The following is a 23,304-nucleotide window of genomic DNA, read 5'->3' as shown; positions in this document are numbered from 1 at the left end:
ACAATGAGCGAGATCACTATGGAATTTAAAATGCTGGACCAACAGGTAAGTGTTTCGGAAGAACTGCCGCCGGGCGCGATTCAGGCCCTGGCCGATGCCGGAGTGGAACTGCTGGTGTGCAATCGTCCAGAACATGAGTCGGAAAACCTGCCGACGTTTGCAGAGCTTGAAGATGCTGCCCGCGAGGCGGGTCTTGAATTTGCCGCAATTCCATTTTCCCGCGGTCAGATGCAACCCACCCACAGCGAGGCATTTGCCGAATTACTAAAAAACGGCAAGCGCATTCACGCCTTCTGTCGCACCGGCAATCGCTCCTGCAACCTGTGGGCTGCGGCGCGTTGTCTTCAGGGATCCGACAAGCGCGCACTGCAGGCCGCCGCACAAAAGGCCGGTTATGACATTTCTGGCGTACTTGTGACTTATTGATCAAAGAGCGGGCGGTACCCAATACGTGAAAGCGAGACATCTTGCGAGTTTGGTAACGAATAAAGGTGTATCAGCGCAGTGGATACGTCGGTACCTGCCAATATTCGCTTGGCTTCCCGGATATTCCGGCGCGGCGCTGCGGCGAGACTTGTTGGCATCCGCAGTGGTTACCGTGATGCTGATTCCGCAGTCGCTGGCCTACGCACTGCTGGCTGGCCTGCCGGCGGAGGTTGGTCTTTACGCCAGTATCACGCCCTTGATTGCCTACGCCGTGTTCGGCAGCAGTCGCACCTTGTCGGTGGGTCCGGTGGCGGTCGCATCGCTGATGAGCGCGGCGGCGCTCGGGCAGGTGGCCGCGCAGGGCACCGCCGATTATCTTGCAGCGGCGGCAGTGCTGGCATTGTTGTCCGGTGGCTTTCTGGCGCTGCTCGGGGTGTTGCGCCTCGGGTTCCTCGCCAACTTCCTGTCGCACCCGGTGATATCCGGATTTATCACAGCCTCCGGGATTCTGATCGCATTCAGCCAGCTAAAGCATTTGCTTGGGATTTCCGCCAGCGGCGAGAGCCTGCCGGCGCTTATACAAGGCATGGTGCAGAATCTGGCGGACTGGAATCCCATTACGCTGTTGCTTGGCATTGCGGTCGTGCTGTTTTTGGTGTGGGCGCGCTCCGGCGCGGTGACCTTATTGCAGCGCGTGTCCCTGTCGAAGGAAACCGCGTCCCTGTTAGTGAAGGCCGCGCCAGTGGTGGGGGTACTGGCTACCATTGTGCTGGCTTCCGGTCTGGATCTGGAGGGCAAAGGGGTGCAGTTGGTGGGGGCGATTCCCAGTGGCCTGCCACAACTGCAGTGGCCGCACTTCAGCTGGGCCCTGGTGGAGCAGCTGGCACTGCCTGCAGTGATGATTTCCGTGATCGGCTATGTGGAATCGGTCTCGGTGGGCAAGACCCTGGGGGCCAGGCGACGCCAGAAAATAGACATGAACCAGGAACTGATCGGCCTCGGCAGTGCCAATCTCGCTTCGGGTATTTCCGGAGGCTTTCCGGTGACTGGCGGCTTTTCCCGCTCCGTGGTCAACTTCGATGCCGGCGCGGAAACGCAGCTCGCCAGTGTTTTCACCGCCATTGGCATCGCGCTTGCGGCCATGTTCCTGACGCCGTTCCTTTACTTTCTGCCGAAGGCAACACTGGCGGCGACCATTATTGTCGCGGTGCTGTCGCTGGTGGATTTTTCCATTCTGAAAAAAACCTGGCGCTACTCGCCGAGCGATTTCTTTGCGGTGCTGGTGACCATCGTGGTGACGCTGCTGTTCGGGGTGGAGATCGGGGTTTCCTGCGGCGTACTGGCGTCGATCGTATTGTTTCTGTACCGCACCTCCAAACCGCACATTGCAGAGGTGGGGTTGGTGGAGGGGACCGAACACTTCCGCAACGTCGAGCGCCATCAGGTTATGACGATGCCGCAGATACTCAGTATTCGGGTGGATGAAAGCCTGATGTTTGCCAACGCTGCCTTTCTGGAAGAGCGCATCTATCGCGATGTGGCGGCAACACCGGAGTTGCGCCACGTCATCCTGATGTGCAGCGCCATCAATGAAATCGACTGGAGTGCTCTGGAGACGCTCGAGTCCATCAATGAACAGCTGAAGGAGGCGGGTATCTGCCTGCATCTTTCCGAGGTGAAGGGGCCTGTGATGGATGCGCTGCAGCGCTGCGGTTTCCTGGAAGAAATCTCCGGCAAGATTTTCTTTACCCAGTACCAGGCGTTTACTGAATTGCGGGAAAATTTTTCGGGTTGTGCCGAATCTTGAGCCGGCTGGTAGCTCCGCGCGGGCCGGGCGATAAACGATCAGGAAAAAAGATAGGGAAACAGCGCTTTTCGTTCTGCCTCGGTCAGTGATTCCACCCGCACAATATTGTTGTGAGGGATGCTGTCCGGATCGGGGTAATTTTTCAGGCCGCGCTCCAGGCTCGCTTCGCGCAGAATATGCAGTATCGGATAGGGGGCGCGGTTGGTCAGGTTTTCCGCATCCTCGGGTTGCGTGCCCGCGAACTGATAGTGGGGGTGGAAGCTGGCGATCTGATAGGTGCCTTCATAGCCTTGGCGCTGCAGTAACCACTCGGCGTCGTCGAGAAAAAAATTGTAGTCGTGAAAGTCCCGCAACTGTGTGGGTAATATCAGCAGTGTGGTTTCCACTTCCTCTTCGCTGCAGCGGTCCAGCACCTGAAATTCCTGCAGCAGCTCTTCCAGCAACACCTCGTTGCACTTCTCGCCGGCGGCGTCGCTTACCACAAAACGGATCTGTCCGGCGCGCAGCGGCTTGCGGGCAAAGGGGCAGAGGTTCAGCCCTACCACAACGTCCTGCAGCCACTGTTGTACCTGGGCGATGACCGGATCGCTGTCTGTCATAACAAGCCGACCCGGCTTACCACATCAAATCGTCGGGGATTTCGTAGCCCGCGTAGGGATCGTCTTCCTCCACCGGAGCAGACTGCGCGGGCGGCTGGACCACCATGGCCGGATTGCGCTCGGCGATCTTGTCGGCGATCACCCGCGGTACCAGCTCGAAATGTTCTCCTTCGCCGACAATCAGCAGGCGGCCGGCAATCAGGTGGTCCTGCACCGCGGCGGAGACGTAGAGTTTTTTCACTTTCTTGTCGAAGGTGAAGTGGTAGGCGATATCGTTCTGGCCACTGGCGCCCTTGGGCTGCTTGTTGCGCTCGATCAGCTGTTTGATCTGCGCGGCGATGGCCTTCTGCTGTGCCGCGGCTTCGCGCTGGGCGTTCAGTTCGCGGTCGCGGGCAACCTTTTCGGCGCGAGCCTGTTCGGCGGCGAGCTTGGCTTCATCCACCTGTACATCGCCAGACTTCTTGGCCACTTTGTTCTGCTTGCGCTTTTCCTTGCTGATCTGCTTGGCTTTCTTGCCGTCTACCAGTCCGGCCTTGAGCAGTTGGTCCTGGAGTGATGCCATGGGTACATACCTGATCGGAAAGTTCTGGCGGGAATTCTAGCGGATTTCGGGGGAGGATCGCAGTAGATGGGCTCAACGAGTTAAGAACTCAGGCGTCGGATGTGAAGGTGGCGCTGCCGGCACAGCTTTGCAAGACCTTCCGCGAGAAGGGCCGAGCGGAAGAGCCCCTATGGATGGGTTGAGGGGGGCGCCTAGCTCGTGTCTTGCAAGGCTGTGCCGGCATGGCACTGCCACGAAATCAGATTGAACTGAAGGGTTCTTAGTTCTGTGCAAATACCAACTTTGCCGTCACCGGCACGATCGGGCTGATGCTGTCGAGACCGGCCACCTGACGCAGCTTTTCAATGCCCTCCAGCAGTTTGTAATTGCCGGCGTTGATCACGATGGGGGAGCCTGTGGTGACCAGCAGCTTGCCACCTTCCAGACCGGTGACCTGCAGGGTCGCCTTTTCGGACTGCTGCTGGCCGTGTACGTCAACGGTGATATCCGCGCTGATAGACGCCGTCTGGCCCGGCTTCAGGGCTTTCAGTTTGGCCGCATCCACATCGGCGCTGATGGTGGCCTTGGCGAACTTGGCAGTCTCGAACAGCATCTGCTGCATGCGCTCGTTGCGGATGGGGATATTGGTTTCCACGCTTGCCAAGTCAATGACCAGCTGCGCCTTGCCCGCGTCGGAGATGTTGCCACTCAGGCTCTTGAAGTGGTGCATCTCGGCGATGTTCGCTTTCTTGACGGAAACAAAGTTGACGCTAGAGTCGTCACCGGCCAGCTGCCAGTCGGCGAATGCAGAAGCGGGCAGGGCGAGCAGGGACGCCAGAGCAAAGGACTTGAAGGACATGGTGATTCTCCTGTTTCAACCAATCGTTAATAGCGGGTGCATCGCGAGCCCGTGCCGGGAATACGGCAGGGCGACCGGACACGGCCAATCAGTTCCAGATGAGAAACACTATCAGCCGGCGCGTCTGTAGGCCAGTAGAGGATGGTGAATTATGTATGTACGTCTTACAAAAAAGCCGGCACTAGGCCGGCTGCAAGTTGAGGATGGCTCTCGTAAAGAGAGATTCCCAGAGGTGGCGGCCGGGGAGCCGCCGGAGGAGGCCCGGATACTGCTGGGAAACCGGTATCCGGGTTTGGGGTTCGTGTTGCGGTCAGCTCGCCATCGGCAAGGCCTCTGTCGGCTCGTCAGCCACCGAGGTGCGGATCAGGTAGTCGAAGACGCCCAGTGCGGCCGTGGCTCCGGCACCCATGGAGATCACGATCTGCTTGTAGGGCACCGTGGTGGCGTCGCCGGCGGCAAACACGCCAGGGATGGAGGTGGCACCGCGGCTGTCGATCACGATCTCGCCCATCCGGTTCATTTCCAGGCTGCTGTCTTTGAGGAACTCAGTATTCGGCACCAGGCCAATCTGCACGAAGATCCCGGCGAGTTCCAGCTGCCTGCTCTCACCGCTGACACGATCGGTGTAGCGCAAGCCATTCACCTTGCTGCCGTCGCCGAGCACTTCGGTGGTCTGCGCATTGGTAATGATGTCGATGTTGGCCATGGAACGGGCCTTGCGCACCAGCACCTCATCGGCACGCAGGGTGTCGGCGAATTCCAGCACGGTCACGTGTTTGACGATGCCGGCGAGGTCGATGGCTGCTTCAATTCCGGAGTTGCCACCGCCGACCACCGCCACCGACTTGCCCTTGAAGAAGGGCCCGTCGCAATGAGGGCAGTAGGCCACGCCCCTGGTGCGGTACTCGGCCTCGCCGGGCACGCCCAGCTCGCGCCAGCGCGCACCGGTGGCAAGGATCACGGATTTGCTCGCGAGGGTCGCGCCGCTCTGGAGCTGCAGCTCAATCAACTTGTCGCGTTTTAACTGGGCGGCACGCTGTCCGGTGATGATGTCCACACCGTACTCCTTCACGTGCTGCTCGAGACCCGCGGCCAGTTTCGGGCCCTCGGTGTAGGGCACGGAGATGAAGTTCTCGATACCCACGGTATCCATCACCTGGCCACCGAAGCGCTCTGCTACCAGCGCGGTGCGGATGCCCTTACGCGCGGTGTAAATGGCCGCCGCCGCACCGGCGGGGCCGCCGCCAAGTACCAGCACATCGTAAGGCTCGCGCTCACTCAGTTCAGCGGCCTTGCGCTGCTCGGCACCGGTGTCGATCTTGGCCACGATTTCTTCGAGGCTCATACGACCCTGGCCAAAGTGTTCGCCATTCAGGTACACCGCGGGAACCGCCATGATCTGGCGCTGCTCCACTTCGTCCTGAAACAGGGCGCCGTCGATCATCTCGTGGGTGATGTTCGGGTTCAGTTTCGCCATCAGGTTCAGCGCCTGGACCACATCCGGGCAGTTCTGGCACGACAGCGAGATATAGGTTTCAAAGTGGAATTCACCCTGGATATTGCGGATCTGCTCCTGCAGCGCCGGGTCCGCCTTGGACGGATGGCCGCCGGCCTGGAGCAGGGCGAGTACCAGGGAGGTGAATTCGTGGCCCATGGGGATGCCGGCAAAGCTGACGCGCGGGGTTTCGCCGGCTGGCGCGATGGCCATGCTCGGGGTGCGCTTGCGGCTCTCCTGCTTCACTTCAATCTTGCTGGAGAGGCCAGCGATTTCGCGGGCAAGGTTGTTCAGTTCAACAGCCTTGGGGCTGCTGTCGGCGGACACACTGATCTCAATCGGAGTGACGATATTCTGCAGATAGGTGTCCAGTTGTTTCTTTACGTTTGCGTCCAACATCGGTGTGTCCTGAGTTTTGGGTATTTATCAGAAGTTGCTGTGAAGGCGCCGATGCCGGGTGCTCTCTTGTGAGACCTTCTAAAACATGGATGTTTTAGAAGAGCCCCCAGGGATGGGTTCACGGCGTGTCTCACAAGAGAGCACCCGGTAGCGGCGACGCCACTGAACTCTATTCAGAGCTCTGAGCTTGTTGCGGGCCGGAGCCCGCAGTCAGTCGTTAGATTTTGCCAACCAGATCCAGGGAAGGAGCCAGAGTCGCTTCGCCTTCCTTCCACTTGGCCGGGCACACTTCACCCGGGTGGGCGGCAACGTACTGGGCGGCTTTGATCTTGCGCAGCAGGTCCTGTGCGTCGCGGCCGATACCGCCGGCGTTGATCTCCACAATCTGGATCTTGCCCTCCGGGTCGATCACGAAGGTGCCGCGGTCGGCGATGCCTTCTTCCTCGATCATCACACCGAAGTTGCGTGTGATGGTGCCGGTGGGGTCGCCGATCATCGGGAACTGGATCTTGCCGATGGTCTCGGAGGTGTCGTGCCACGCCTTGTGGGTGAAGTGGGTGTCGGTGGAAACCGAGTAGATCTCTACACCCAGCTTCCGGAATTCGGCGTAGTTGTCCGCCAGGTCGCCAAGTTCGGTCGGGCACACGAAGGTGAAGTCGGCCGGGTAGAAGAACACCACAGACCACTTGCCTTTCAGGTCCGCGTCGGAAACGTCGAAGAAGTCGCCAGCCTGGTAGGCTTTGGCTTTGAAGGGTTTGATTTCGCTGTTGATGTAGTTAGCCATGGTATTTCCATCTCTCCTGAGAGAAGTTTTGCCCCGTGGTTTGGGGCGTGGGTTATCGGGTACGGGAGAAATACTATTAGTTTACGGTTATTGATAAAAATAATTGATTTTTATGAGTCTGATAGCTCTGGTCGATAGATCAGTGCTTTTTCATAGCTTTTTGTGCTTTTGGTTGTTTCTTACAGATGCGGCAAACTCAGCGGATAGCGCCGGATTGACGCACACGGAGACCAGTCGGTCACTTATCGAGGCAGAAATGGAAGATGCAGGCGAGGACACCGTGGGTAGGTGCAAACGGAAGTTTCGGTGAAGCAGATACTCGTGATGGCGCTCAGTATTCAGGCTGTCGTGGCGGCCGTTGCCTGGGCCGGTCTTTATTTCAGCCGTATTGATGTGTCCTGGGGTATCGGTAGCGCACCGCTGTATATTGCGCTCGGGATTACCGGCGCATTGGTTAGCTACTGGATCGCCCGCGCGATTACCGTTTCCAATTCCGATTTTGGCGCGACACTGCGGGATCACTGCAAAAAATTGCACCTGGCATTTCGCCACTTGAACTGGTGGCAGATTGCCGTGCTTGCACTGGCTGCTGGTGTCTGCGAAGAGCTGTTGTTCCGTGGCTTTCTACAACCCTGGATCGCATCTTTGTTTACGCCCAGTGCACCCATCGTGGGGCTGGTGGTGGCATCCGTAGTTTTTGGTTTGCTCCACTATGCCTCGTTCATTTATTTTCTGATTACTGCAGTGATGGGGCTTGTTCTCGGTTTGGTGTATTGGTTGAGCGAAAGCCTGCTCGCCGTGGTCGTCTGGCACGGTGTGTACGACCTGATTGCGCTCGGCGTGTTGGCGAAATTTCCACAGCGCCTTGGGGTATACCCAGATGTGGTGGATAAGCCGCGGTAACTCTCGGCATTCCGTCCATTTCAGATCCATAGCTGCAACGCGAGTAACACGACGGATGTTGTCACCATCAATGCCACCAGTGCCAACACACCGTCGTGGGCAACAAGCGCAAGCCCGAACGCGGTGAGCGCAATACCGGCAATGGTGGCGGAAAAAGGCAATATTTCCATGGCGGGTAATGCCAGGGCTATCGCGGTGCATACCAGGGCAATCAGGTAAGTCCCACTTCGGTAAACCAGTAGCGGCAGGCGCGGCTGTAGCCAGCGGTCAATAAACGCGGCCGGCCGCTGCAGCCACAGCAGGGTGCTGTGAAAGCGGGTGCCGCTGGTGGATTTTTGCAGGAGCCACCTGGGTAACCACAGGTGCCGGCGCAGTAACAGCATTTGTAGGGAAGCCAGCAGAATAAGCAGGCCCATCAATGTGGGCATGCCGGGGATACCGGACAGTGGTGAGAAGAGTATGAGTCCGGCAATCAGTATCAGCGGGGCGAAGGAGCGTTGCCCCAGTACTTCAAGAACCTGAGCGAGGGATATACGGTCCTGTTCCGGCGCAAGCTGCTCAAGTTGCCGCAGCAGTTGGCTCAGATTTTTGATTTCATTTGCCATCACGTAGTGCTGTGGTCGTGGTGTTCCTGCTTTCGGGCATGTCGTTCGTGCCACTCCAGTACGAATACCGTCAACGCCGGCAGCATGGTCAGCGTCACCACCGTTGCGCCGATAATCCCCGCCATCACAATCACACCCACGCCCCGATAGAGCTCGGTACCGGCACCAGGCAGAAACACCAGCGGTGCCAGCCCGCAGATGGTGGTGATGGTGGAAATGGCGATGGGGCGCAGGCGGGAGTCCACTGCTTCCTGTACCGCTGCCACGGCGTGCATACCGTCTTCTTTTACGTTGGAAATGGCCCGGTGCACGATCAGGATGGGGTTGTTGACTACGGTGCCCATGAGGATCAGGAAACCGAGCATGGAGATCATGTCGAACGGTTGGTGCACGCCTTCAAACCCCATGCTGCGCAAGCTGGCGCCGACAAAATTCAGCAGCGCCAACCCGGCGATCCCCGCAGCGATGCCCAGGGGTATTGTGGTCATGATCAGCAGTGGGTAACCCCAGTGTGCAAAGATCGCCACCATCAACAGGTAGATGATGGCGAGCGCCACCAGATAGTTGTTGCCGAGAGAAGCGCGGGTGGCATCCAGTTGGTCGGCGGCACCGGAGATATTCATGGAAACACCAAGCGGCACCTGGCCGTTGTCGCGCATGAACTGCACCAGTTCCGTACGCACTTTTTCCACGCCGGTTTCAAGCGCCACGGCGCGGGGCGGAATGATGTTCAGGGAGACGGTGCGACGGCCATCGATGCGGCGCACGGTGGCGGTATCCACGGTTTCCTCGATATCCGCCAGTTCCGACAGCGGCAACACGGCGCCGCTGGGAGTGTAGACAAAGATCTGTTCCAGGGTCTCGATGGTGGCTTCCGGGCCCTGTCGGTTGTACAGATAAATATCGATTTTGTCGTCGTCCAGAAAGAACTCATTGACGAAGGCGCCGTCGGTCAGCGCCGCAACGGCGAAACCGATGTCTTCTGCACGCATGCCCACTTCCGCGGCGCGCTCCCAGTCCGGTTTCACTTCCAGCAGCGGTTGTGCCAGCGAGAGGCTCGCGGGCTGGGTCTGGATATTCGGATTGTCGAAAATTTCCTGGGCGCGGCTGTAGGCGGTGCGCGCGACCTGATAAAGGTCCGCGAGGTTCGCGCCGGAAATATCCAGGTTGACACTGCGGGTGCCGCCGTCGTTGCTGCTGATGATGGAACCGCGGGTGGCGAAGGCGCGCATACCGGGGTAGCTCTCGTATTTCTGCACAATGATGCTCATGAGCTCGTCGATGTGCCTGGGGTCTTTCGTCTCCGCGATGATGCGCAGGCTCTGGGGCGACACGCTGATAATAAAAAACTTCATCGGCGGTACTTCCGCGTCGCCGCGGTCGAACGCTGCCGGTTCCTGTTCCACATAGGGCAGAAAATACGCCTGCAATTCGAGGGCGATCTCCTTCATGGTGGCCAGGTTGTAGCCGGGGGGCGCATTCATGCTGGCAAAGGTTTTCGCCTCTTCACCTTCCGGAAGATACTCCGCCGGCGGTGTCAGCAGCAGGACAATGGCGAGGCTGGTGGCCGCGGTGAAGGCGATGCAGTAAAGGCGCCTTGCGGGTGAGGCCAGCAGCCACTGAATCCGGTCGATGACCGCGTGACGCAGTTTGCTGTGCTCGATATTGTCGGCGCTGGTACCGTCAAATTTGAGGCGCGCACTGGCAGTGGGGATCACGGTGATCGCCACCAGCATGGACATCAGGATGGACGCGGAAATGGCGATGGCGATATCGGAATACAGTTGTCCGGCTTCTTCGGCGATAAATACCACCGGCAGGAACACCATCACCGTGGTAAGGGTAGAGGCCAGCACTGCCGGCCATACCTTTTTCACTCCGCTGATGGCCGCGTTCAGCCGATTGAGACCGCGGCGGCGCTCGAGCTCAATGCTCTCCAGCACCACGATGCTGTTGTCCAGGGTCATGCCTATGGAGAAGGCCACGCCGGCCAGGGATATGACATTGATGGTGCGCCCGGCAATCAGAAGGCCGATAAACGCGGCAATGGTACAGATGGGAATGCCGACAACACCCAGCGCCGTTGTGCGAAACGAGCGCAGAAACCAGTACATGATAGCGGTGGCGAGGAGGGCGCCCAGAGCGAGATTTTTCCACACATTGAATATGGAGGCCTGCACATATCCCACGTCGTCGGCGGTCAGCGAGAGCTGCATGCCCTGGGGCACCAGCAGCTCGCGGTTGATGCGCTCGACTTCCTGCACCATGGCCCGCTTGATGTCGATGACGTTGGAGCCGCTCTCGCGGCGGATGGACAGGCTGATGACCGGGAGGCCGTTGACGTAGGCGCTGCTGCGGATCTTGAAATGATCCAGTGTGATTTCGGCCACGTCGCGAAGATACACAATACCGTCGCCATCGCGGCGCAGGATCAGCGCACGCAGTTCTTCCAGATCCTTGAACCGCCCCAGTGTGCGCAGCAGATAGCGGCGCTTGCCGCTCTCCACTTCGCCACCGGAAATATCCCGGTTGCGCGCACCAATCGCCGCGCGCACCTCCGCGAGAGTGAGATTGCGCTCGGCGAGCCGCTCGGGCTTGAGACGAATCTGGATCTGGCGTTCGGCACCGCCGCCCACATCCACCTGTGCGACGCCGGGTACGCCGGACATGCGCGGGCGCACGTTATCTTCCACATAGTCCCGCAGCATATCCATGTCCAGGCCGCGCGGGTTGCCCGGCAGGGGCGACACCCGGTAGTACATGAAGGCGTTGGAGGAAAACGAGGTGGCGTATACCCGTGGTTCGTCCACATTTTCCGGGTAGGAGGGCACCTGGGTGAGGGCGTTGTTGACGCGGATCTGGGTCTCAAGGATATCCACCCCGAAGGGGAATTCCAGCTCGATATCCGCGGAGCCGAGATCGGCGGTGGACTGCAGTTCCTGCAAGTAGGGAATGTTGCGCAGGTATTCCTCCTGCTCGATCAGGATTTCCTTTTCAATGTCCTGCGGGGTCGCGCCGGGCCAGCTGGTGCGGATGGAGATGGTGCGCACCTCGAGGTCCGGAATCATCTGCACGGGAATGCGGAACGCCGCCACCAGCCCGAGAATCCCAATAATCAGCACCGTCACGGTGACAAGAATTCCGTGCCTAACGATCTGCTCGAACATCAGCGGTTATCCGCCTCTGAAGTTGCAATTGGCGCCGGTTTGAGAACGGCCTGCTGCCCAGGTTGCAGGCTCTCGTTGCCGCGCACGATCACGCGCTCACCGGCCTCGATGCCTGAGCGGATTTCGATCATACCGTTGAAGCTGAGGCCAGTAGTCACCTGCTGCTCGCGCACGTTCACCGGCACGCCCCAGTCGCTGCCTGCCGCGGCGACCCACACGGTAATGCGCCCGTCGGGATAGCGCAGCACCGCATCGCGAGGCACCGCGATGCCCTCTCTGTCGCTTTTCAGTTGCAGCACCGCGGAAGCGGACATGCCGGGTATCAGTTCCGGGGGATTCCGTGAACCGGCGTCGATCACAGTACGCAGCAGGAAGGTGCGGCTGCCACTGCGGCTGACCGGTATCTTGTGCTCCACCCGCGTATTCAGGGTCTGGCCGTTGTCGAGCGTTACGCGGATGCGGGTCTGTGGCCGGATGCGGGGATAGTATCGCTGCGGCACCTGGAAATCCGCGCGCAGTGAATCCGTGTCCACCAGTTCGAACAGCGCCGTGCCCGGTTCGACCCACTCGCCTACGTCCACTTCCCGCAGGCTGATGATGCCGGAAAACGGGGCGTCGACCCGGTGCCGTCGGAGCAGGGCGCTCAGACGTTCGGTTTCCACCTGCGCGGCCTGCAATTGTGCGCTGCGCTCGCGCACTTCGGAGCCCAGGCTTTCCACCTCCGTCTCGGCCACATGCTTGTCCCCCAGCAGCCGCTGCAGTTCTGCCAGGCGCCGGCGGCTGTCCGCCACCGTCTCGCGCACCCGCGCCACCTCGGCGAGCGCCGCGTCGCGGTTGATGCTGCTGAGTTCCGGGTCCAGTTTCAGCAACAGGTCACCTTTCTGCACGCGGTCGCCGATGTCGGTGTGGATCTCGTGGATCAGGCCGGCAACCTCCGCGGACAGTAGCGCTTGCCGCAACGGGTTGATGGTTCCGGTGACAGGGACCTCCTCGATCAATGGCTGCCGCTTTGCAATCACGCCCTCAACGGCCATGGGTGCCGCTGCGGTGGCGTCACCGGCCGCATATGCGACGATCGCACCGGTAAAAGCGAGAAAGGTGAGCAGGGCTGTAAAAAGGAGTTTGAAAGACCACATGAGCCAAGTTCATAAATTGTATGTGGCTAGTGTAGTAATCGCGCCACGTACCGTGATGACGCGATGGGATTCGGAAATCGTGCAGGCCTTAAATAAGAAAAAATAATCAAACTGATTTGGCGGTTTTATGGATTGGAGGTGCACATTAAGAATTTTCCAGTCTCGTTCAGTAGGCTGTCGCTGGATGCCTTCTGTTCATCAACCTTCGGCTGTACCAGCGCCTATATTCACAACCAGATATTTTCATTACGAACAAGCAGGTTTCTCTCAGGAGACACAGCAATGATTAAAAAGGTGATAACCCTTTCCGCCGCCGTCGCAATGACAATCGCGACACTCTCCGCCAGCGTTTCGACTCAGGCGCAGAACAAACCCATGCCCGAGGATACGCCGCCGGGTGAACCAAAGCCCAATACCTTCTGGTGGCCGGATATGCTGGATCTCAGCCCATTGCGGGATCACGCGAAATCATCGAGTCCGATGGCGGATGACTTTGATTACGCGAAAGCGTTCAACAGCCTGGACCTGAACGCGGTCAAGAAAGACATCGAAAAAGTGCTCACCACCTCACAGGACTGGTGGCCGGCAGATTATGGTCACTATGGCCCGCTGATGATCCGTATGGCGTGGCACAGCGCAGGGACTTACCGGGTGGGTGACGGTCGCGGCGGCGCCGGCGGTGGCCAGCAGCGCTTTGACCCGCTGAACAGCTGGCCAGACAACGTCAGCCTCGACAAGGCGCGCCGTTTGCTGTGGCCGATCAAACAGAAGTACGGCAATGCACTTTCCTGGGCCGACCTGATGATTCTCACGGGCAACGTGTCGCTGGAATCCATGGGGTTCAAGACCTTTGGTTTTGCCGGTGGACGCAAGGACGACTGGGAGCCGGAGCGGGTTTACTGGGGCCCCGAGACCAAGATGCTGGATTACGAAAAACGCTTTCAGGGCAAGGGGCTGGATCGCCAGTTGGCGGCAACGGTGATGGGCCTGATCTACGTCAACCCGGAGGGGCCAGGCGCAAGCCTTGACCCGAAGTTGGCCGCGGAAAGAATTCGCCTGTCATTCGGGCGTATGGCCATGAATGACGAAGAGACGGTTGCCCTGATTGCCGGTGGCCACGCGTTCGGTAAAACCCACGGTGCGGTCAAGGCCGACTGTATCGGCAAAGAACCGGCGGCTGCGCCCATTGAACAGCAGGGTTTTGGCTGGAAAAACAAATGCGGCAAAGGCAACGCGGAAGATACCTTCACCAGCGGCCTGGAAGGCGCCTGGACGATCACCCCGGCGCAGTGGAGTCACAACTTCCTCGACAATCTGTTCAAGTTCGAATGGAAGAAATCCAAAGGGCCGGGCGGCGGTACCGTCTGGATACCCACAGACCCCAATGCCGCCAACATGGTGCCGGACGCACACCTGAAAGATAAGCGACACGCACCGATCATGCTGACCACGGACCTGGCACTGATTGAGGATCCGGCCTATCGCAAGATTTCCGAGCGATTCCACAAGAATCCGAAAGAGCTGGAAGATGCTTTTGCGCGTGCCTGGTTCAAGCTGACCCATCGGGATCTGGGCCCGAAATCCCGCTACCTGGGGCCGGAAGTGCCAAAAGAAGATCTGCTATGGCAGGATCCCATACCCGCAGTGGATTACACCTTGCTGGATGAGGGAGACGTCGAACAGCTCAAATCCAGGATTCTCGCCTCCGGGCTGACCGTGCCGGAACTGGTGCGTACCGCCTGGGCGTCGGCCTCCACCTTCAGGGGCTCCGATATGCGCGGTGGCGCGAATGGCGCACGTATCCGCTTCGCACCGCAGAAGGACTGGCCGGCAAATGATCCCAAGGAGCTGGGCAAGGTACTGGCGAAGCTGGAGTCCATCCAGATGAGCTTCAACGGATCGCTTTCCGGCGGCAAAAAGGTTTCTCTGGCAGATACCATCGTCATCGCGGGCAATGCCGCGGTCGAACAGGCGGCGAGGAAGGGCGGTCACAAAGTGAAGGTGCCGTTCAAGCCGGGGCGTAATGACGCGACGATGGAGATGACTGACGTGGAATCCTTCTCCTGGCTGGAGCCACGCGCAGACGGGTTCCGCAACTATTACGCCAGTGACAATTCGGTATCGCCGACCCGTATGCTGATTGATCGGGCTGACCTGCTCACGCTCACCGTCCCTGAAATGACGGTGCTGGTTGGAGGTATGCGCGCACTCGGCGCCAACACCGGCAACTCGAGGCGCGGTGTCTTTACCGATAAACCCGGAACTCTCAGTAATGACTTTTTTGTGAACCTGTTGAACATGGATACGGAATGGTCGAAATCATCCAGTGGTGAGGGGGTCTACGAAGGGAAAGACCGCAAAACAGGCAAGGTCAAATGGACAGCAACACCGGTAGATCTGATCTTTGGTTCAAATTCCGAGTTGCGTGCGGTATCGGAGTACTATGCGACAGAAGAAGCGGAAACGGCCTTTGTGAATGATTTTGTCCAGGCGTGGGGCAAAGTCATGAATCTGGATCAATTCAACTGAGCGGTGAAAGAGTAGTATTTGTATTGCATACTCGACAGAACTTTCCGAAACGGGCGGCCTGCAGGCCGCCCGTTTCTGCTTTCTGGCTTTATAAAAGTCCGGGGTGGTGATCCATCGGCAAATATTTGCGTACTATAAGCGAATTTCTGAGTGGAAGTGGAAACCCGGATGAACAAGTTGAATCTACTGCCCGGTATTGTATTGGTGTTGCTGATGGCCGGTCGCGCCTGGGGGGCGGAGCTGGAAGTCCGGGTGCAAAATGCGCCGACAACCGGTGCGTTGGTGTTCCAGATCTACGACAACCCCGATGCCTTCGGTGATTTTCGCAGTCCGCGCAGCGAATCCCGGCAGGCGATCAATGCGGATGGCGTGTATCGGATCACGGGTGTGCCAGCCGGGACCGTAGCGCTGCTGGTCTATGGTGACGAGAACAACAATCTCGCACTGGACCGCACCTTTATCGGTATTCCAAAAGAACCGATAGGCCTGTCGAACAACTATCGTCCCAAGGGACCGCCGAGCTTCCAGCGTGCGAGTTTTACTCTGGCAGAAAATGAAACCAGAAATGTCGACATCGAGATGTACCAGGTGCTCGGCGAATCCGGCCAGTGGGGTGTTGGTATCGGGGTGATCGGCCGCAGCAGTCCCTATCTCGGATCGGACAGCTCAGTGGTACAGGTCATCCCGGCCATTACCTATTTCGGCGAGCGTTTGCAGTGGGTAGGGCCGAGTCTGCGATACGGTCTGTTTGGCAGCGACCGATTCCGTTTCGCGGTCAATGCCACCTACCGCGTCGGTGCCTACGAAGAAGATGACAGTCCGATCCTTGTGGGACTTGGTGACCGCGACAGCACCCTCATGGCGGGGGTGGGTGTGGTATACGACGGCCCGAACCGGATCGATGTGGACTTCCGTTATCAGCACGATGTGCTCGACCGCTTTGGGGGTGGTACCGCGGAGCTTCGGGTTTCTAAAGGATTTCAAACGGGAAATGTGAGTTGGGCACCTTCGCTCGGTGTGAACTGGCTGAGTGACGATCTCGCCAATTACGACTTCGGCGTGCCGCGCTGGGCAGCGTTGCCGGGTAGACCTGCCTACGATGTAGGGAGTACTGTAACAGCAGAGGTTGGTGTAGGAGGAATATTGGAAATTAACGAACACTGGCGGCTGGTACTGGACGTGAACGCCGAATACCTGGGCAACGATATTGCTGACAGCCCGATAGTCGATGACGACTATGTGCTCAAGGGGTTCGCAGCGATCACCTATACCTTCTGAGATACTAGACCTTAATGACCACTAAAAAGTTAGTGGTCACCGGATTTCAGATCTTAAAGCCAGGAGGCCAGATTTAGTGTGTCACTACAGCTTTGCCGAGAAGTATTGCTTTGTGCAGATTGGTGGGCAAAATACGAGCAATCGAACCATCATTGCTGCCTACCTTAAAAAAATGAATATTAGAGTCCATTTCTACAGACTGGGCTCCGCCACCCATTAAGGCGCCATGTAATTCCGCCTTAGGTATTTTGTAATTTTTAGCGGCGCTGTATATGTAAAAGTAGAGCTCGGTGGCTACTCCTAGAATTCTCGCTGCTTCGATAACTGTGCTGGTGACATCCTTGTACAGCTGCTCATTAGCTTTTATACGTGTATAGGTGTCCATTTCGGTTTCGCCTTCAACGTTCAAGTTTTTCACATATACATTACTGATAAAATCAGTGGGCCTGGCATCAAATTTCCAGCAGGCGATTTTTACTGCTTCTACCAAGTTTTGAACATTTTTAGCGTCTACACTGAATATCCAAAGCTCTTTTTCATCGACTATTGCAGCATCTTTGAGGGATGTACCTTTGGGGTGGAATGGGGATATTCCTTTTTTATATTTCGATTTCCACTACTCCAGCGTATTAAAGGTTGTCCTTAATACAAAGCTCCTGGATACAGAGCCATTCAAAATCAAGTTGACATCGGTTTTACAATCAATGTCGCCCTCGGCGATTGTCATTGCTCCTTTTGACACAGCTTCCAATCCTTGTGTAAATGGTCCATGGCTTCTTGTGATATAAAGGTCCCAAGGCTGATTTCAGGCCCAATAGAAGCCTTTTCATAGGTCTGCTCAAGATCAAAAATATCGTCCGACCAATCCCCCTTTCGGTAGTCCGTAATTGAATATATTTCAGTAATATAAATTTTTTGCTCTGCAAGAGCCGCTTTAAATAGCTCCAACGCTTCATCTTTAGTCTCAGCCGGAACTACCGAGCGACCGTAGCTTATATCACATCCATCGCTGGGCATGGAGCTATCTTCACGGTGCTCGACCTTTGCCTCAATAACCCAAAAAGTTGACATGCATCACTCCTGAAAATAACTTTTGGTGACTTTATCAAATAAATCGACCGAATCGAATGGTAAGATCAGGTTTGCCGGAAAATTCAACCATTTTACTTTGATTACCATAGAATAACGGAGCACCTGCCGGTGCAGCGCCATGTACACCCGAACGAGTTCGAGGAGTACCGCTGCTACGCCGAACAGATCGGATTCACCCACGCCGCCTGTGGACCGAAGGTGTGCTCTCCATACCATGCGGACAAACAGGAGCATGGAGAATAGGTGGGTTCGCAGCTAGCATTAGGTTTAAAGAGCGCCATGCTCCCCTTGGGTAGTACGTAATTCTTTGAGTTACTGGAAGTGCGGCTTGCATGCGCAAAAATTGGTACCTTTACACGCAATTGATTTTCCATATAGGGTATTTGGGAAAGGTATCTGGCGGAGAGGAAGGTCAGAGTCGGCTGGAAAGCCTCGCTGTGCGAGCGATTGAGATTTCGGTCACTTACTCAATAAGTTCGAATACGCAGATTTATGCTGGAATAACTGATTGGTCGGTTGTTTTCGAGGTCCGGGTGGCCGATGTAGCGGATCCCGGTGCTGCATCCACCGGCAACAGGTGCACCGGCAAATTGCGCTTGTGTTGGTGTTGCGTAGAAAGTGGTGTTCCCCTCGACGCAATTCAGTAGCTGGCTGTGGCGTTCAAGCGGCGTGGCACCTGCCGGCAGACGGGTGTGCCACGCCGGGTGTTGCCATTGGGGGCAGCCGAGAAAATAGGGGAGTTTCATCGTTTTACAGTGATTAATTTTATGGTTCGAATGTATGGGAAGTGCACCGCAAGTCAAGTCTGCACATTTCGTTTTAAATCATTAGAATGCGCAGCCTTTTGGCCATTCGGATAACTGTGAATTGGCTGTTCACTTTTGATCTCTATGACGTTGACTGAGGTTCCATGATCGTATTTACCCTTACAAATGACGTAACCGATGACGTATGGGTGGGCACTGCCCGCGAAGGGTTAACCCCAGAGGCCCGCTTCAAGCAACTGCAGCAAGCGCTTCCCCTTGGTATCGATCACGCGTTTTACCGGGAACTGAAAGTCTTTGGCCCGCATTCATACTCCGTTGAGCTGTTTGCGGTGGCTGAAGACCGCCTGGAGCTGCAACAGCTGGTAGAAGAGGCGCTGGATACCTACAATGGAAAAAGCCTTGTCGGCATCACCACGGTTCTGCCCGGCGCAACCAAGGCCGCGCTGAGCAAACCCAAGCCGAAACCCCGCCCCGGTGTCGGTGCTGCGCCTGTTAGCTCTGCCCCGGCAAGTACCACAACCAAGCGCACCGCAAAGCCGGCGAAAGAAAAACTGGCGACCGGACGCACCGGAAGTGCAGCCCGCGAACGCGCGATCAAGGCCGGGATCGAAGCGGAGAAGGCCGCAATGGCCGCGGCCAAAGCGAAACGGGCGCAGGAGGAGGCGGATGAAATGAAACGCATCCTGGCTTCACTGGATGCTAGGGGGTCAACCCTTTCCAGGCGTTGAGTTTGTGTCAGTCTGAACAGTTTCTCAGGGTGGGAACGGATTCCGGCCTTTGGGATAAGTGCCAGATCAAGTGCCGCTGTAGAAACCACCTGTTTCTAGCGCGCGGCGAATTTCGATGATTACTGCATTATCCAGTTGTCGGTAATCCGGATAGGGGGTGAACAGTAATTGTTTTCTCCGGTCGACGGCGACATTTTCGCAGCTTTCCAATGGCAGCGCATTGTGTTGCAGGTAGGAGAAACGTCGTTGGTTGTCTTTGCCTCCGATCCAATGCCAAGGCCTGCTCTCGAGATTGCACAGGGTTGGGTTGATGCTGATGGCAGAACTTTCCAGCAACCTCGAATCCCTGAACTGACGCCAGTTTTCCAGATCCGGGCTACAGATTTTGGCCAGTAGAGTGGCAATTTTCCGCCAATGGTTTGTGTTGTTGGCGATCAGAGTCTGGATATTTGGTCGCTCGGTCAATTCGTCAAAGGAATTGGGTTTGTGAGGTACATAGAGCACCAGCCGAGGGTTCTTGCTGCCAATCATGGGGGTAGGCAAGGGGCCATCCTTCAAATCATTCGATGTTGTTTGGAGCACATCTGCCGTTAAATACCTTTGATAACAGTAAATGTGTTCCCGGTCCGATAATTCGTGTAGATAAGTTTCTTGTCGGTCAAATCTTGTACCCGATACACTTCCTGAAATAGAACATTTTCACCATTCCGGGATTTGGTGATAACTGAATAAAGACATCCAGAGTAACTCCAGAGTCCGCTTTCCTTCGAAGTGTGTAGGCCTTCAGGGCTGGAAAGCTCGAACTGAATTTGATAGGTGCCATCGGCAAACCGGGTCACTTTCCATTTCTGGAGGTTGCCGTCATCCAGTGTCTTCTGCCCGTACCAGTTGCCCAGCAGTTTTTCCACCGGAAAGTTGTGGCATTCGTTGGTATTCGTATAGGCATCGTTGGAGAGGGAGTATTCGGCATCAGGAAGTGAGTATTTCTCCAGCTCGTCGGGCTGCGTTGCATACTCGTATACAAAGTACATGGAAAGCCCGATGGTAGAGCCTATTCCAGCGACAAAGCCTCCTAAGAGAAGTAGTATGGTTTTGAGCATGTGGGTCGGCTCCGATATCTGAAAATCAGTTTGAATCGGTAGAGCTATCCGTTGCCCGTGTTTTATTCAAAGATGAAAAAGCCCCGCTCTCACGAGCGGGGCTTTTTTTAGCGTCAGTCCGCCCGCTACTTAAACCGCAACATCCTGAATCTCGGTAGCGGCGATGCGCTTGCCTTCTTCGGCAGATTTCTGGAATTCCTCAATCTGGTCGAAGTTCAGGTAGCGATAAATCTCCGCGGACATGGAGTCCAGATTCTGCGCGTACTGCTGGTACTCCTCGGGAGTCGGCAGTTTGCCCAGGATCGCACCCACAGAGGCCAGTTCCGCAGAGGTCAGGTACACATTGGCACCGTCGCCCAGGCGGTTCGGGAAGTTACGGGTGGAGGTGGACAGCACGGTGCTGTTTGGAGCTACACGTGCCTGGTTACCCATGCACAGGGAGCATCCGGGCATCTCGGTGCGGGCACCGGCGGCGCCGTAGATGTTGTAGTAGCCTTCTTCCATCAGTTGGTGCTCGTCCATTTTGGTGGGCGGAGCGATCCACATACGGGTGGAAATACCACCTTTGTGCTGCTGCAGCAGTTTACCGGCGGCGCGGAAGTGGCCGATGTTGGTCATGCAGGAACCGAGGAATACCTCGTCCACCTTGTCACCGGCAACGGAAGACAGCAGACGCGCGTCGTCCGGGTCGTTCGGTGCACACACGATCGGCTCTTTCACATCGGCCAGGTCGATCTCGATTACCGCGGCGTATTCCGCGTCGGCGTCGGCGCTCATCAGCTCCGGGTTGGCCAGCCACTCTTCCATAGCGCGCGCGCGGCGCTCCAGGGTGCGCTTGGAGCCGTAACCTTCCGCAATCATCCAGCGCAGCAGGGTGATGTTGGAGCGCAGGTATTCGGCGATGGCTTCTTCCGGCAGCTTGATGGTACAGCCGGCCGCGGAGCGCTCGGCGGAGGCATCGGACAGTTCGAACGCCTGCTCGACGGTCAGGTGGTCCAGACCTTCGATCTCGAGGATGCGGCCGGAGAATATGTTCTTCTTGCCTTTCTTCTCGACGGTCAACAGGCCTTGCTGGATCGCGTAGTAGGGGATGGCATGTACCAGGTCACGCAGGGTGATGCCCGGCTGCAGTTCGCCTTTGAAGCGCACCAGTACGGATTCCGGCATATCCAGCGGCATAACACCGGTGGCCGCGGCAAACGCCACGAGACCGGAACCGGCCGGGAAGGAAATGCCCATCGGGAAACGGGTGTGGGAGTCACCACCGGTACCCACGGTGTCCGGCAGCAGCATGCGGTTCAGCCAGCTGTGGATGATGCCGTCACCCGGGCGCAGGGAAACACCGCCGCGGTTCATGATGAAGTCGGGCAGGGTGTGCTGGGTGTCGATGTCCACGGGCTTCGGGTAAGCCGCGGTGTGACAGAAGGACTGCATGGTGAGATCTGCGGAGAAGCCCAGGCACGCCAGGTCTTTCAGTTCGTCACGGGTCATCGGACCGGTGGTGTCCTGGGAGCCAACGGTGGTCATTTTCGGCTCGCAGTAAGTACCGGGGCGGATACCTTCCACGCCGCAGGCCTTGCCGACCATTTTCTGTGCCAGGGTGTAGCCCTTGCCGGTGTCGGCAGGCTGCTCTGGCTTGCGGAACAGATCGGAAGCGCCCAGACCCAGGGATTCGCGGGCCTTGGTGGTCAGGCCGCGGCCGATGATCAGGTTGATCCGGCCACCCGCCTGAACTTCGTCCAGCAGCACGTCGGATTTCAGCGCGAACTCGGACAGCACTTTGCCGTCTTCAGACAGGATCTTGCCGTCGTAGGGACGGATCTCGATCACGTCACCCATGTTCAGGTCGTCAACCGGGGCTTCGAATACCAGTGCGCCGGCATCTTCCATGGTGTTGTAGAAGATCGGTGCAACTTTGCCGCCGATACAGATGCCACCGCCTTTCTTGTTCGGCACACCCGGCATTTCGTCGCCGAAGTACCACAGAACGGAGTTGGTGGCGGATTTACGGGAAGAGCCGGTGCCCACTACGTCGCCGACGAAGGCAACCGGCAGGCCTTTGGCCTGTACTTCTTTGATCTGCTTCAGCGGGCCGGTCACGCCGTGTTCTTCCGGGGTGAGACCGTCGCGGGTCATCTTGTACATGGCCAACGCGTGCAGAGGGATGTCCGGGCGGGACCAGGCGTCTGGTGCCGGGGACAGGTCGTCGGTGTTGGTTTCGCCGGTTACCTTGAATACGGCAACCTTGATGCTCTCGGCAACTTTGTCGCGCTTGGTGAACCATTCGCCATCGGCCCAGGACTGGATTACGGCTTTGGCGTGTTCGTTACCGGCTTTGGCCTTCTCTTCCACGTCGTGGAAGGCGTCGAACATCAACAGGGTGCCTTTCAGCTGCTCGGCCGCCAGTGCGCCCAGATTGGCATCGTCCAGCAGTTCAACCAGGGTGGAAATGTTGTATCCGCCCAGCATCATGCCCAGCAGTTTGGTGGCGTGTTCGCCGTCAATCAGCGGGGATTTCGCTTCGCCTTTGACGATGGCGGTAAGGAAACCGGCTTTTACGTAAGCCGCTTCGTCCACGCCCGGCGGTACGCGATTGGTGATCAGGTCCAGCAACTCCTGCTCTTCACCCGCGGGCGGGTTTTTCAGCAGTTCAACCAGGCCGGCCACTTGCTCAGCGTTCAGGGGCTTGGGCGGGATACCTTGTTCGGCGCGCTCGGCGACGTGTTTGCGATAGGCTTCAAGCACGGATAATTCCCTCTGTGTATGTGGGGTAGAACCAACAGCTTTCCAGGAATCCGGTTGTGACTAATGCGCCAGCCGAACTCCGATAATTAACAATGGCCGCTGGAGGCGGGTGGCGAATTCTACATTAAAGGCTAGACCCTGTTAAGTTCGCTGAAAAATCAATAACTTACGCAAATTGTCGCCATTCACAAAATGAATAAAGGTCGATTATCCACCTTTTTGAAAGTGAGAATTAATCGCATTTTGTGGGCGGGGACGAGAGCACTATCCATCCTGTGAATGGGTCAATCCGCTCATCAAAAATGCTATTCTCTGCCGCTTGCTTTCACACCTGTGATCCGGGA

General features: G+C 57.3%; 21 protein-coding genes. 6 read left to right on the top strand and 15 right to left on the bottom strand.

The features are described 5' to 3' along the window. Positions 1 to 3 precede the first annotated feature (3 nt). The gene (locus GNX18_RS06230) at positions 4 to 426 is read left to right on the top strand and encodes a TIGR01244 family sulfur transferase (RefSeq protein WP_240914260.1); all 423 of its coding nucleotides are present in this window, start codon (positions 4 to 6) and stop codon (positions 424 to 426) included. 25 nt (positions 427 to 451) lie between these two features. Then, complete coding sequence (locus tag GNX18_RS06225) at positions 452 to 2,233, top strand: SulP family inorganic anion transporter (RefSeq protein ID WP_371808086.1); 1,782 nt, start codon at positions 452 to 454, stop codon at positions 2,231 to 2,233. Between the two features lie 38 nt (positions 2,234 to 2,271). On the opposite strand, the gene GNX18_RS06220 is transcribed toward GNX18_RS06225, so the two are convergent. The 5 genes from GNX18_RS06220 to ahpC all read right to left on the bottom strand — a co-directional run bounded on the left by GNX18_RS06220 (position 2,272) and on the right by ahpC (position 6,910). Further along, the gene (locus tag GNX18_RS06220; RefSeq protein WP_166216223.1) at positions 2,272 to 2,832 is read right to left on the bottom strand and encodes a DUF1415 domain-containing protein; all 561 of its coding nucleotides are present in this window, start codon (positions 2,830 to 2,832) and stop codon (positions 2,272 to 2,274) included. A 16-nt stretch (positions 2,833 to 2,848) separates the two neighbouring features. Continuing rightward, positions 2,849 to 3,394 carry a DUF2058 domain-containing protein gene (locus tag GNX18_RS06215; RefSeq protein ID WP_138234730.1) on the bottom strand — a complete coding sequence of 182 codons (546 nt, stop codon included), beginning with the start codon at positions 3,392 to 3,394 and terminating at the stop codon, positions 2,849 to 2,851. 259 nt (positions 3,395 to 3,653) lie between these two features. Next, positions 3,654 to 4,232, bottom strand: coding sequence for a YceI family protein (locus tag GNX18_RS06210; protein ID WP_138234729.1), 579 nt, complete (start codon positions 4,230 to 4,232; stop codon positions 3,654 to 3,656). Between the two features lie 310 nt (positions 4,233 to 4,542). Further along, positions 4,543 to 6,126, bottom strand: a complete 1,584-nt coding sequence (ahpF, locus tag GNX18_RS06205; protein ID WP_166216220.1) for an alkyl hydroperoxide reductase subunit F — start codon at positions 6,124 to 6,126, stop codon at positions 4,543 to 4,545. Positions 6,127 to 6,343: 217 nt separating this feature from the next. Beyond that, positions 6,344 to 6,910, bottom strand: a complete 567-nt coding sequence (ahpC, locus tag GNX18_RS06200) for an alkyl hydroperoxide reductase subunit C (RefSeq protein WP_166216217.1) — start codon at positions 6,908 to 6,910, stop codon at positions 6,344 to 6,346. 306 nt (positions 6,911 to 7,216) lie between these two features. Here ahpC and GNX18_RS06195 point away from each other — a divergent pair, with 306 nt between their 5' ends. After that, complete coding sequence (locus tag GNX18_RS06195; protein WP_138234726.1) at positions 7,217 to 7,813, top strand: CPBP family intramembrane glutamic endopeptidase; 597 nt, start codon at positions 7,217 to 7,219, stop codon at positions 7,811 to 7,813. 20 nt (positions 7,814 to 7,833) lie between these two features. On the opposite strand, the gene GNX18_RS06190 is transcribed toward GNX18_RS06195, so the two are convergent. The 3 genes from GNX18_RS06190 to GNX18_RS06180 are packed head-to-tail and all read right to left on the bottom strand — an operon-like array spanning position 7,834 to position 12,721. Next, positions 7,834 to 8,418 (bottom strand): exopolysaccharide biosynthesis protein, encoded by a 585-nt coding sequence (locus tag GNX18_RS06190; RefSeq protein WP_166216214.1) that lies wholly within the window; start codon positions 8,416 to 8,418, stop codon positions 7,834 to 7,836. Then, positions 8,418 to 11,585: an efflux RND transporter permease subunit gene (locus GNX18_RS06185; protein ID WP_166216211.1), complete on the bottom strand. Its 3,168-nt coding sequence runs from the start codon at positions 11,583 to 11,585 to the stop codon at positions 8,418 to 8,420. Before GNX18_RS06185 ends, GNX18_RS06190 begins: the two co-directional genes overlap by 1 nt. Continuing rightward, positions 11,585 to 12,721: an efflux RND transporter periplasmic adaptor subunit gene (locus GNX18_RS06180; protein ID WP_138234723.1), complete on the bottom strand. Its 1,137-nt coding sequence runs from the start codon at positions 12,719 to 12,721 to the stop codon at positions 11,585 to 11,587. Before GNX18_RS06180 ends, GNX18_RS06185 begins: the two co-directional genes overlap by 1 nt. Positions 12,722 to 13,003: 282 nt before the next feature. Between GNX18_RS06180 and katG the strand changes: the two genes are divergently transcribed. Both katG and GNX18_RS06170 read left to right on the top strand, forming a co-directional pair. Next, positions 13,004 to 15,250 carry a catalase/peroxidase HPI gene (gene katG, locus GNX18_RS06175; protein WP_166216208.1) on the top strand — a complete coding sequence of 749 codons (2,247 nt, stop codon included), beginning with the start codon at positions 13,004 to 13,006 and terminating at the stop codon, positions 15,248 to 15,250. 168 nt (positions 15,251 to 15,418) lie between these two features. After that, positions 15,419 to 16,528 (top strand): MipA/OmpV family protein, encoded by a 1,110-nt coding sequence (locus GNX18_RS06170; protein ID WP_166216205.1) that lies wholly within the window; start codon positions 15,419 to 15,421, stop codon positions 16,526 to 16,528. Positions 16,529 to 16,601: 73 nt separating this feature from the next. Here the strand turns inward: GNX18_RS06170 and GNX18_RS06165 are convergent, their stop codons facing one another. From GNX18_RS06165 to GNX18_RS06150, 4 genes are all read right to left on the bottom strand, one after another. Continuing rightward, on the bottom strand, positions 16,602 to 17,018 hold the full coding sequence (locus tag GNX18_RS06165) for a hypothetical protein (protein WP_166216202.1): 417 nt from the start codon (positions 17,016 to 17,018) through the stop codon (positions 16,602 to 16,604). Between the two features lie 233 nt (positions 17,019 to 17,251). Beyond that, positions 17,252 to 17,599 (bottom strand): hypothetical protein, encoded by a 348-nt coding sequence (locus GNX18_RS06160; RefSeq protein ID WP_166216199.1) that lies wholly within the window; start codon positions 17,597 to 17,599, stop codon positions 17,252 to 17,254. A 3-nt stretch (positions 17,600 to 17,602) separates the two neighbouring features. Continuing rightward, entirely contained in the window at positions 17,603 to 17,800 is a 198-nt protein-coding gene (locus GNX18_RS19820) for a hypothetical protein (RefSeq protein ID WP_166216196.1), read from the bottom strand. 287 nt (positions 17,801 to 18,087) lie between these two features. Then, positions 18,088 to 18,366, bottom strand: coding sequence for a DUF72 domain-containing protein (locus GNX18_RS06150; protein WP_138234719.1), 279 nt, complete (start codon positions 18,364 to 18,366; stop codon positions 18,088 to 18,090). A 164-nt stretch (positions 18,367 to 18,530) separates the two neighbouring features. Between GNX18_RS06150 and GNX18_RS06145 the strand changes: the two genes are divergently transcribed. Then, positions 18,531 to 19,115, top strand: coding sequence for a hypothetical protein (locus tag GNX18_RS06145; RefSeq protein ID WP_138234718.1), 585 nt, complete (start codon positions 18,531 to 18,533; stop codon positions 19,113 to 19,115). A 66-nt stretch (positions 19,116 to 19,181) separates the two neighbouring features. On the opposite strand, the gene GNX18_RS06140 is transcribed toward GNX18_RS06145, so the two are convergent. The 3 genes from GNX18_RS06140 to acnB all read right to left on the bottom strand — a co-directional run bounded on the left by GNX18_RS06140 (position 19,182) and on the right by acnB (position 22,960). After that, the gene (locus GNX18_RS06140) at positions 19,182 to 19,658 is read right to left on the bottom strand and encodes a hypothetical protein (RefSeq protein WP_205828075.1); all 477 of its coding nucleotides are present in this window, start codon (positions 19,656 to 19,658) and stop codon (positions 19,182 to 19,184) included. Positions 19,659 to 19,705: 47 nt separating this feature from the next. After that, on the bottom strand, positions 19,706 to 20,215 hold the full coding sequence (locus tag GNX18_RS06135; RefSeq protein WP_138234717.1) for a hypothetical protein: 510 nt from the start codon (positions 20,213 to 20,215) through the stop codon (positions 19,706 to 19,708). A gap of 129 nt (positions 20,216 to 20,344) precedes the next feature. Beyond that, the gene (gene acnB, locus GNX18_RS06130) at positions 20,345 to 22,960 is read right to left on the bottom strand and encodes a bifunctional aconitate hydratase 2/2-methylisocitrate dehydratase (RefSeq protein ID WP_138234716.1); all 2,616 of its coding nucleotides are present in this window, start codon (positions 22,958 to 22,960) and stop codon (positions 20,345 to 20,347) included. Between the last annotated feature and the right edge of the window lie 344 nt (positions 22,961 to 23,304).

Origin of the sequence: Microbulbifer sp. SH-1 (assembly GCF_011326135.1) — a bacterium.
Taxonomy (GTDB): Bacteria; Pseudomonadota; Gammaproteobacteria; order Pseudomonadales; family Cellvibrionaceae; genus Microbulbifer; species Microbulbifer harenosus.
Note: the sequence above shows the minus strand (reverse complement) of the source record. Positions and strands in the feature narration are given on the sequence as shown.

Coding starts and splice junctions, on each gene's coding strand:
- GNX18_RS06145 (WP_138234718.1), top strand. CDS start 18,531: ATGATCGTATTTACCCTTACAAATGACGTAACCGATGACGTATGGGTG.
- GNX18_RS06180 (WP_138234723.1), bottom strand. CDS start 12,721: ATGTGGTCTTTCAAACTCCTTTTTACAGCCCTGCTCACCTTTCTCGCT.
- GNX18_RS06160 (WP_166216199.1), bottom strand. CDS start 17,599: ATGTCAACTTTTTGGGTTATTGAGGCAAAGGTCGAGCACCGTGAAGAT.
- GNX18_RS06190 (WP_166216214.1), bottom strand. CDS start 8,418: ATGGCAAATGAAATCAAAAATCTGAGCCAACTGCTGCGGCAACTTGAG.
- GNX18_RS06185 (WP_166216211.1), bottom strand. CDS start 11,585: ATGTTCGAGCAGATCGTTAGGCACGGAATTCTTGTCACCGTGACGGTG.
- GNX18_RS06220 (WP_166216223.1), bottom strand. CDS start 2,832: ATGACAGACAGCGATCCGGTCATCGCCCAGGTACAACAGTGGCTGCAG.
- ahpF (WP_166216220.1), bottom strand. CDS start 6,126: ATGTTGGACGCAAACGTAAAGAAACAACTGGACACCTATCTGCAGAAT.
- GNX18_RS06210 (WP_138234729.1), bottom strand. CDS start 4,232: ATGTCCTTCAAGTCCTTTGCTCTGGCGTCCCTGCTCGCCCTGCCCGCT.
- katG (WP_166216208.1), top strand. CDS start 13,004: ATGATTAAAAAGGTGATAACCCTTTCCGCCGCCGTCGCAATGACAATC.
- GNX18_RS06150 (WP_138234719.1), bottom strand. CDS start 18,366: ATGAAACTCCCCTATTTTCTCGGCTGCCCCCAATGGCAACACCCGGCG.
- GNX18_RS06215 (WP_138234730.1), bottom strand. CDS start 3,394: ATGGCATCACTCCAGGACCAACTGCTCAAGGCCGGACTGGTAGACGGC.
- GNX18_RS06170 (WP_166216205.1), top strand. CDS start 15,419: ATGAACAAGTTGAATCTACTGCCCGGTATTGTATTGGTGTTGCTGATG.
- GNX18_RS06135 (WP_138234717.1), bottom strand. CDS start 20,215: ATGCTCAAAACCATACTACTTCTCTTAGGAGGCTTTGTCGCTGGAATA.
- GNX18_RS06230 (WP_240914260.1), top strand. CDS start 4: ATGAGCGAGATCACTATGGAATTTAAAATGCTGGACCAACAGGTAAGT.
- ahpC (WP_166216217.1), bottom strand. CDS start 6,910: ATGGCTAACTACATCAACAGCGAAATCAAACCCTTCAAAGCCAAAGCC.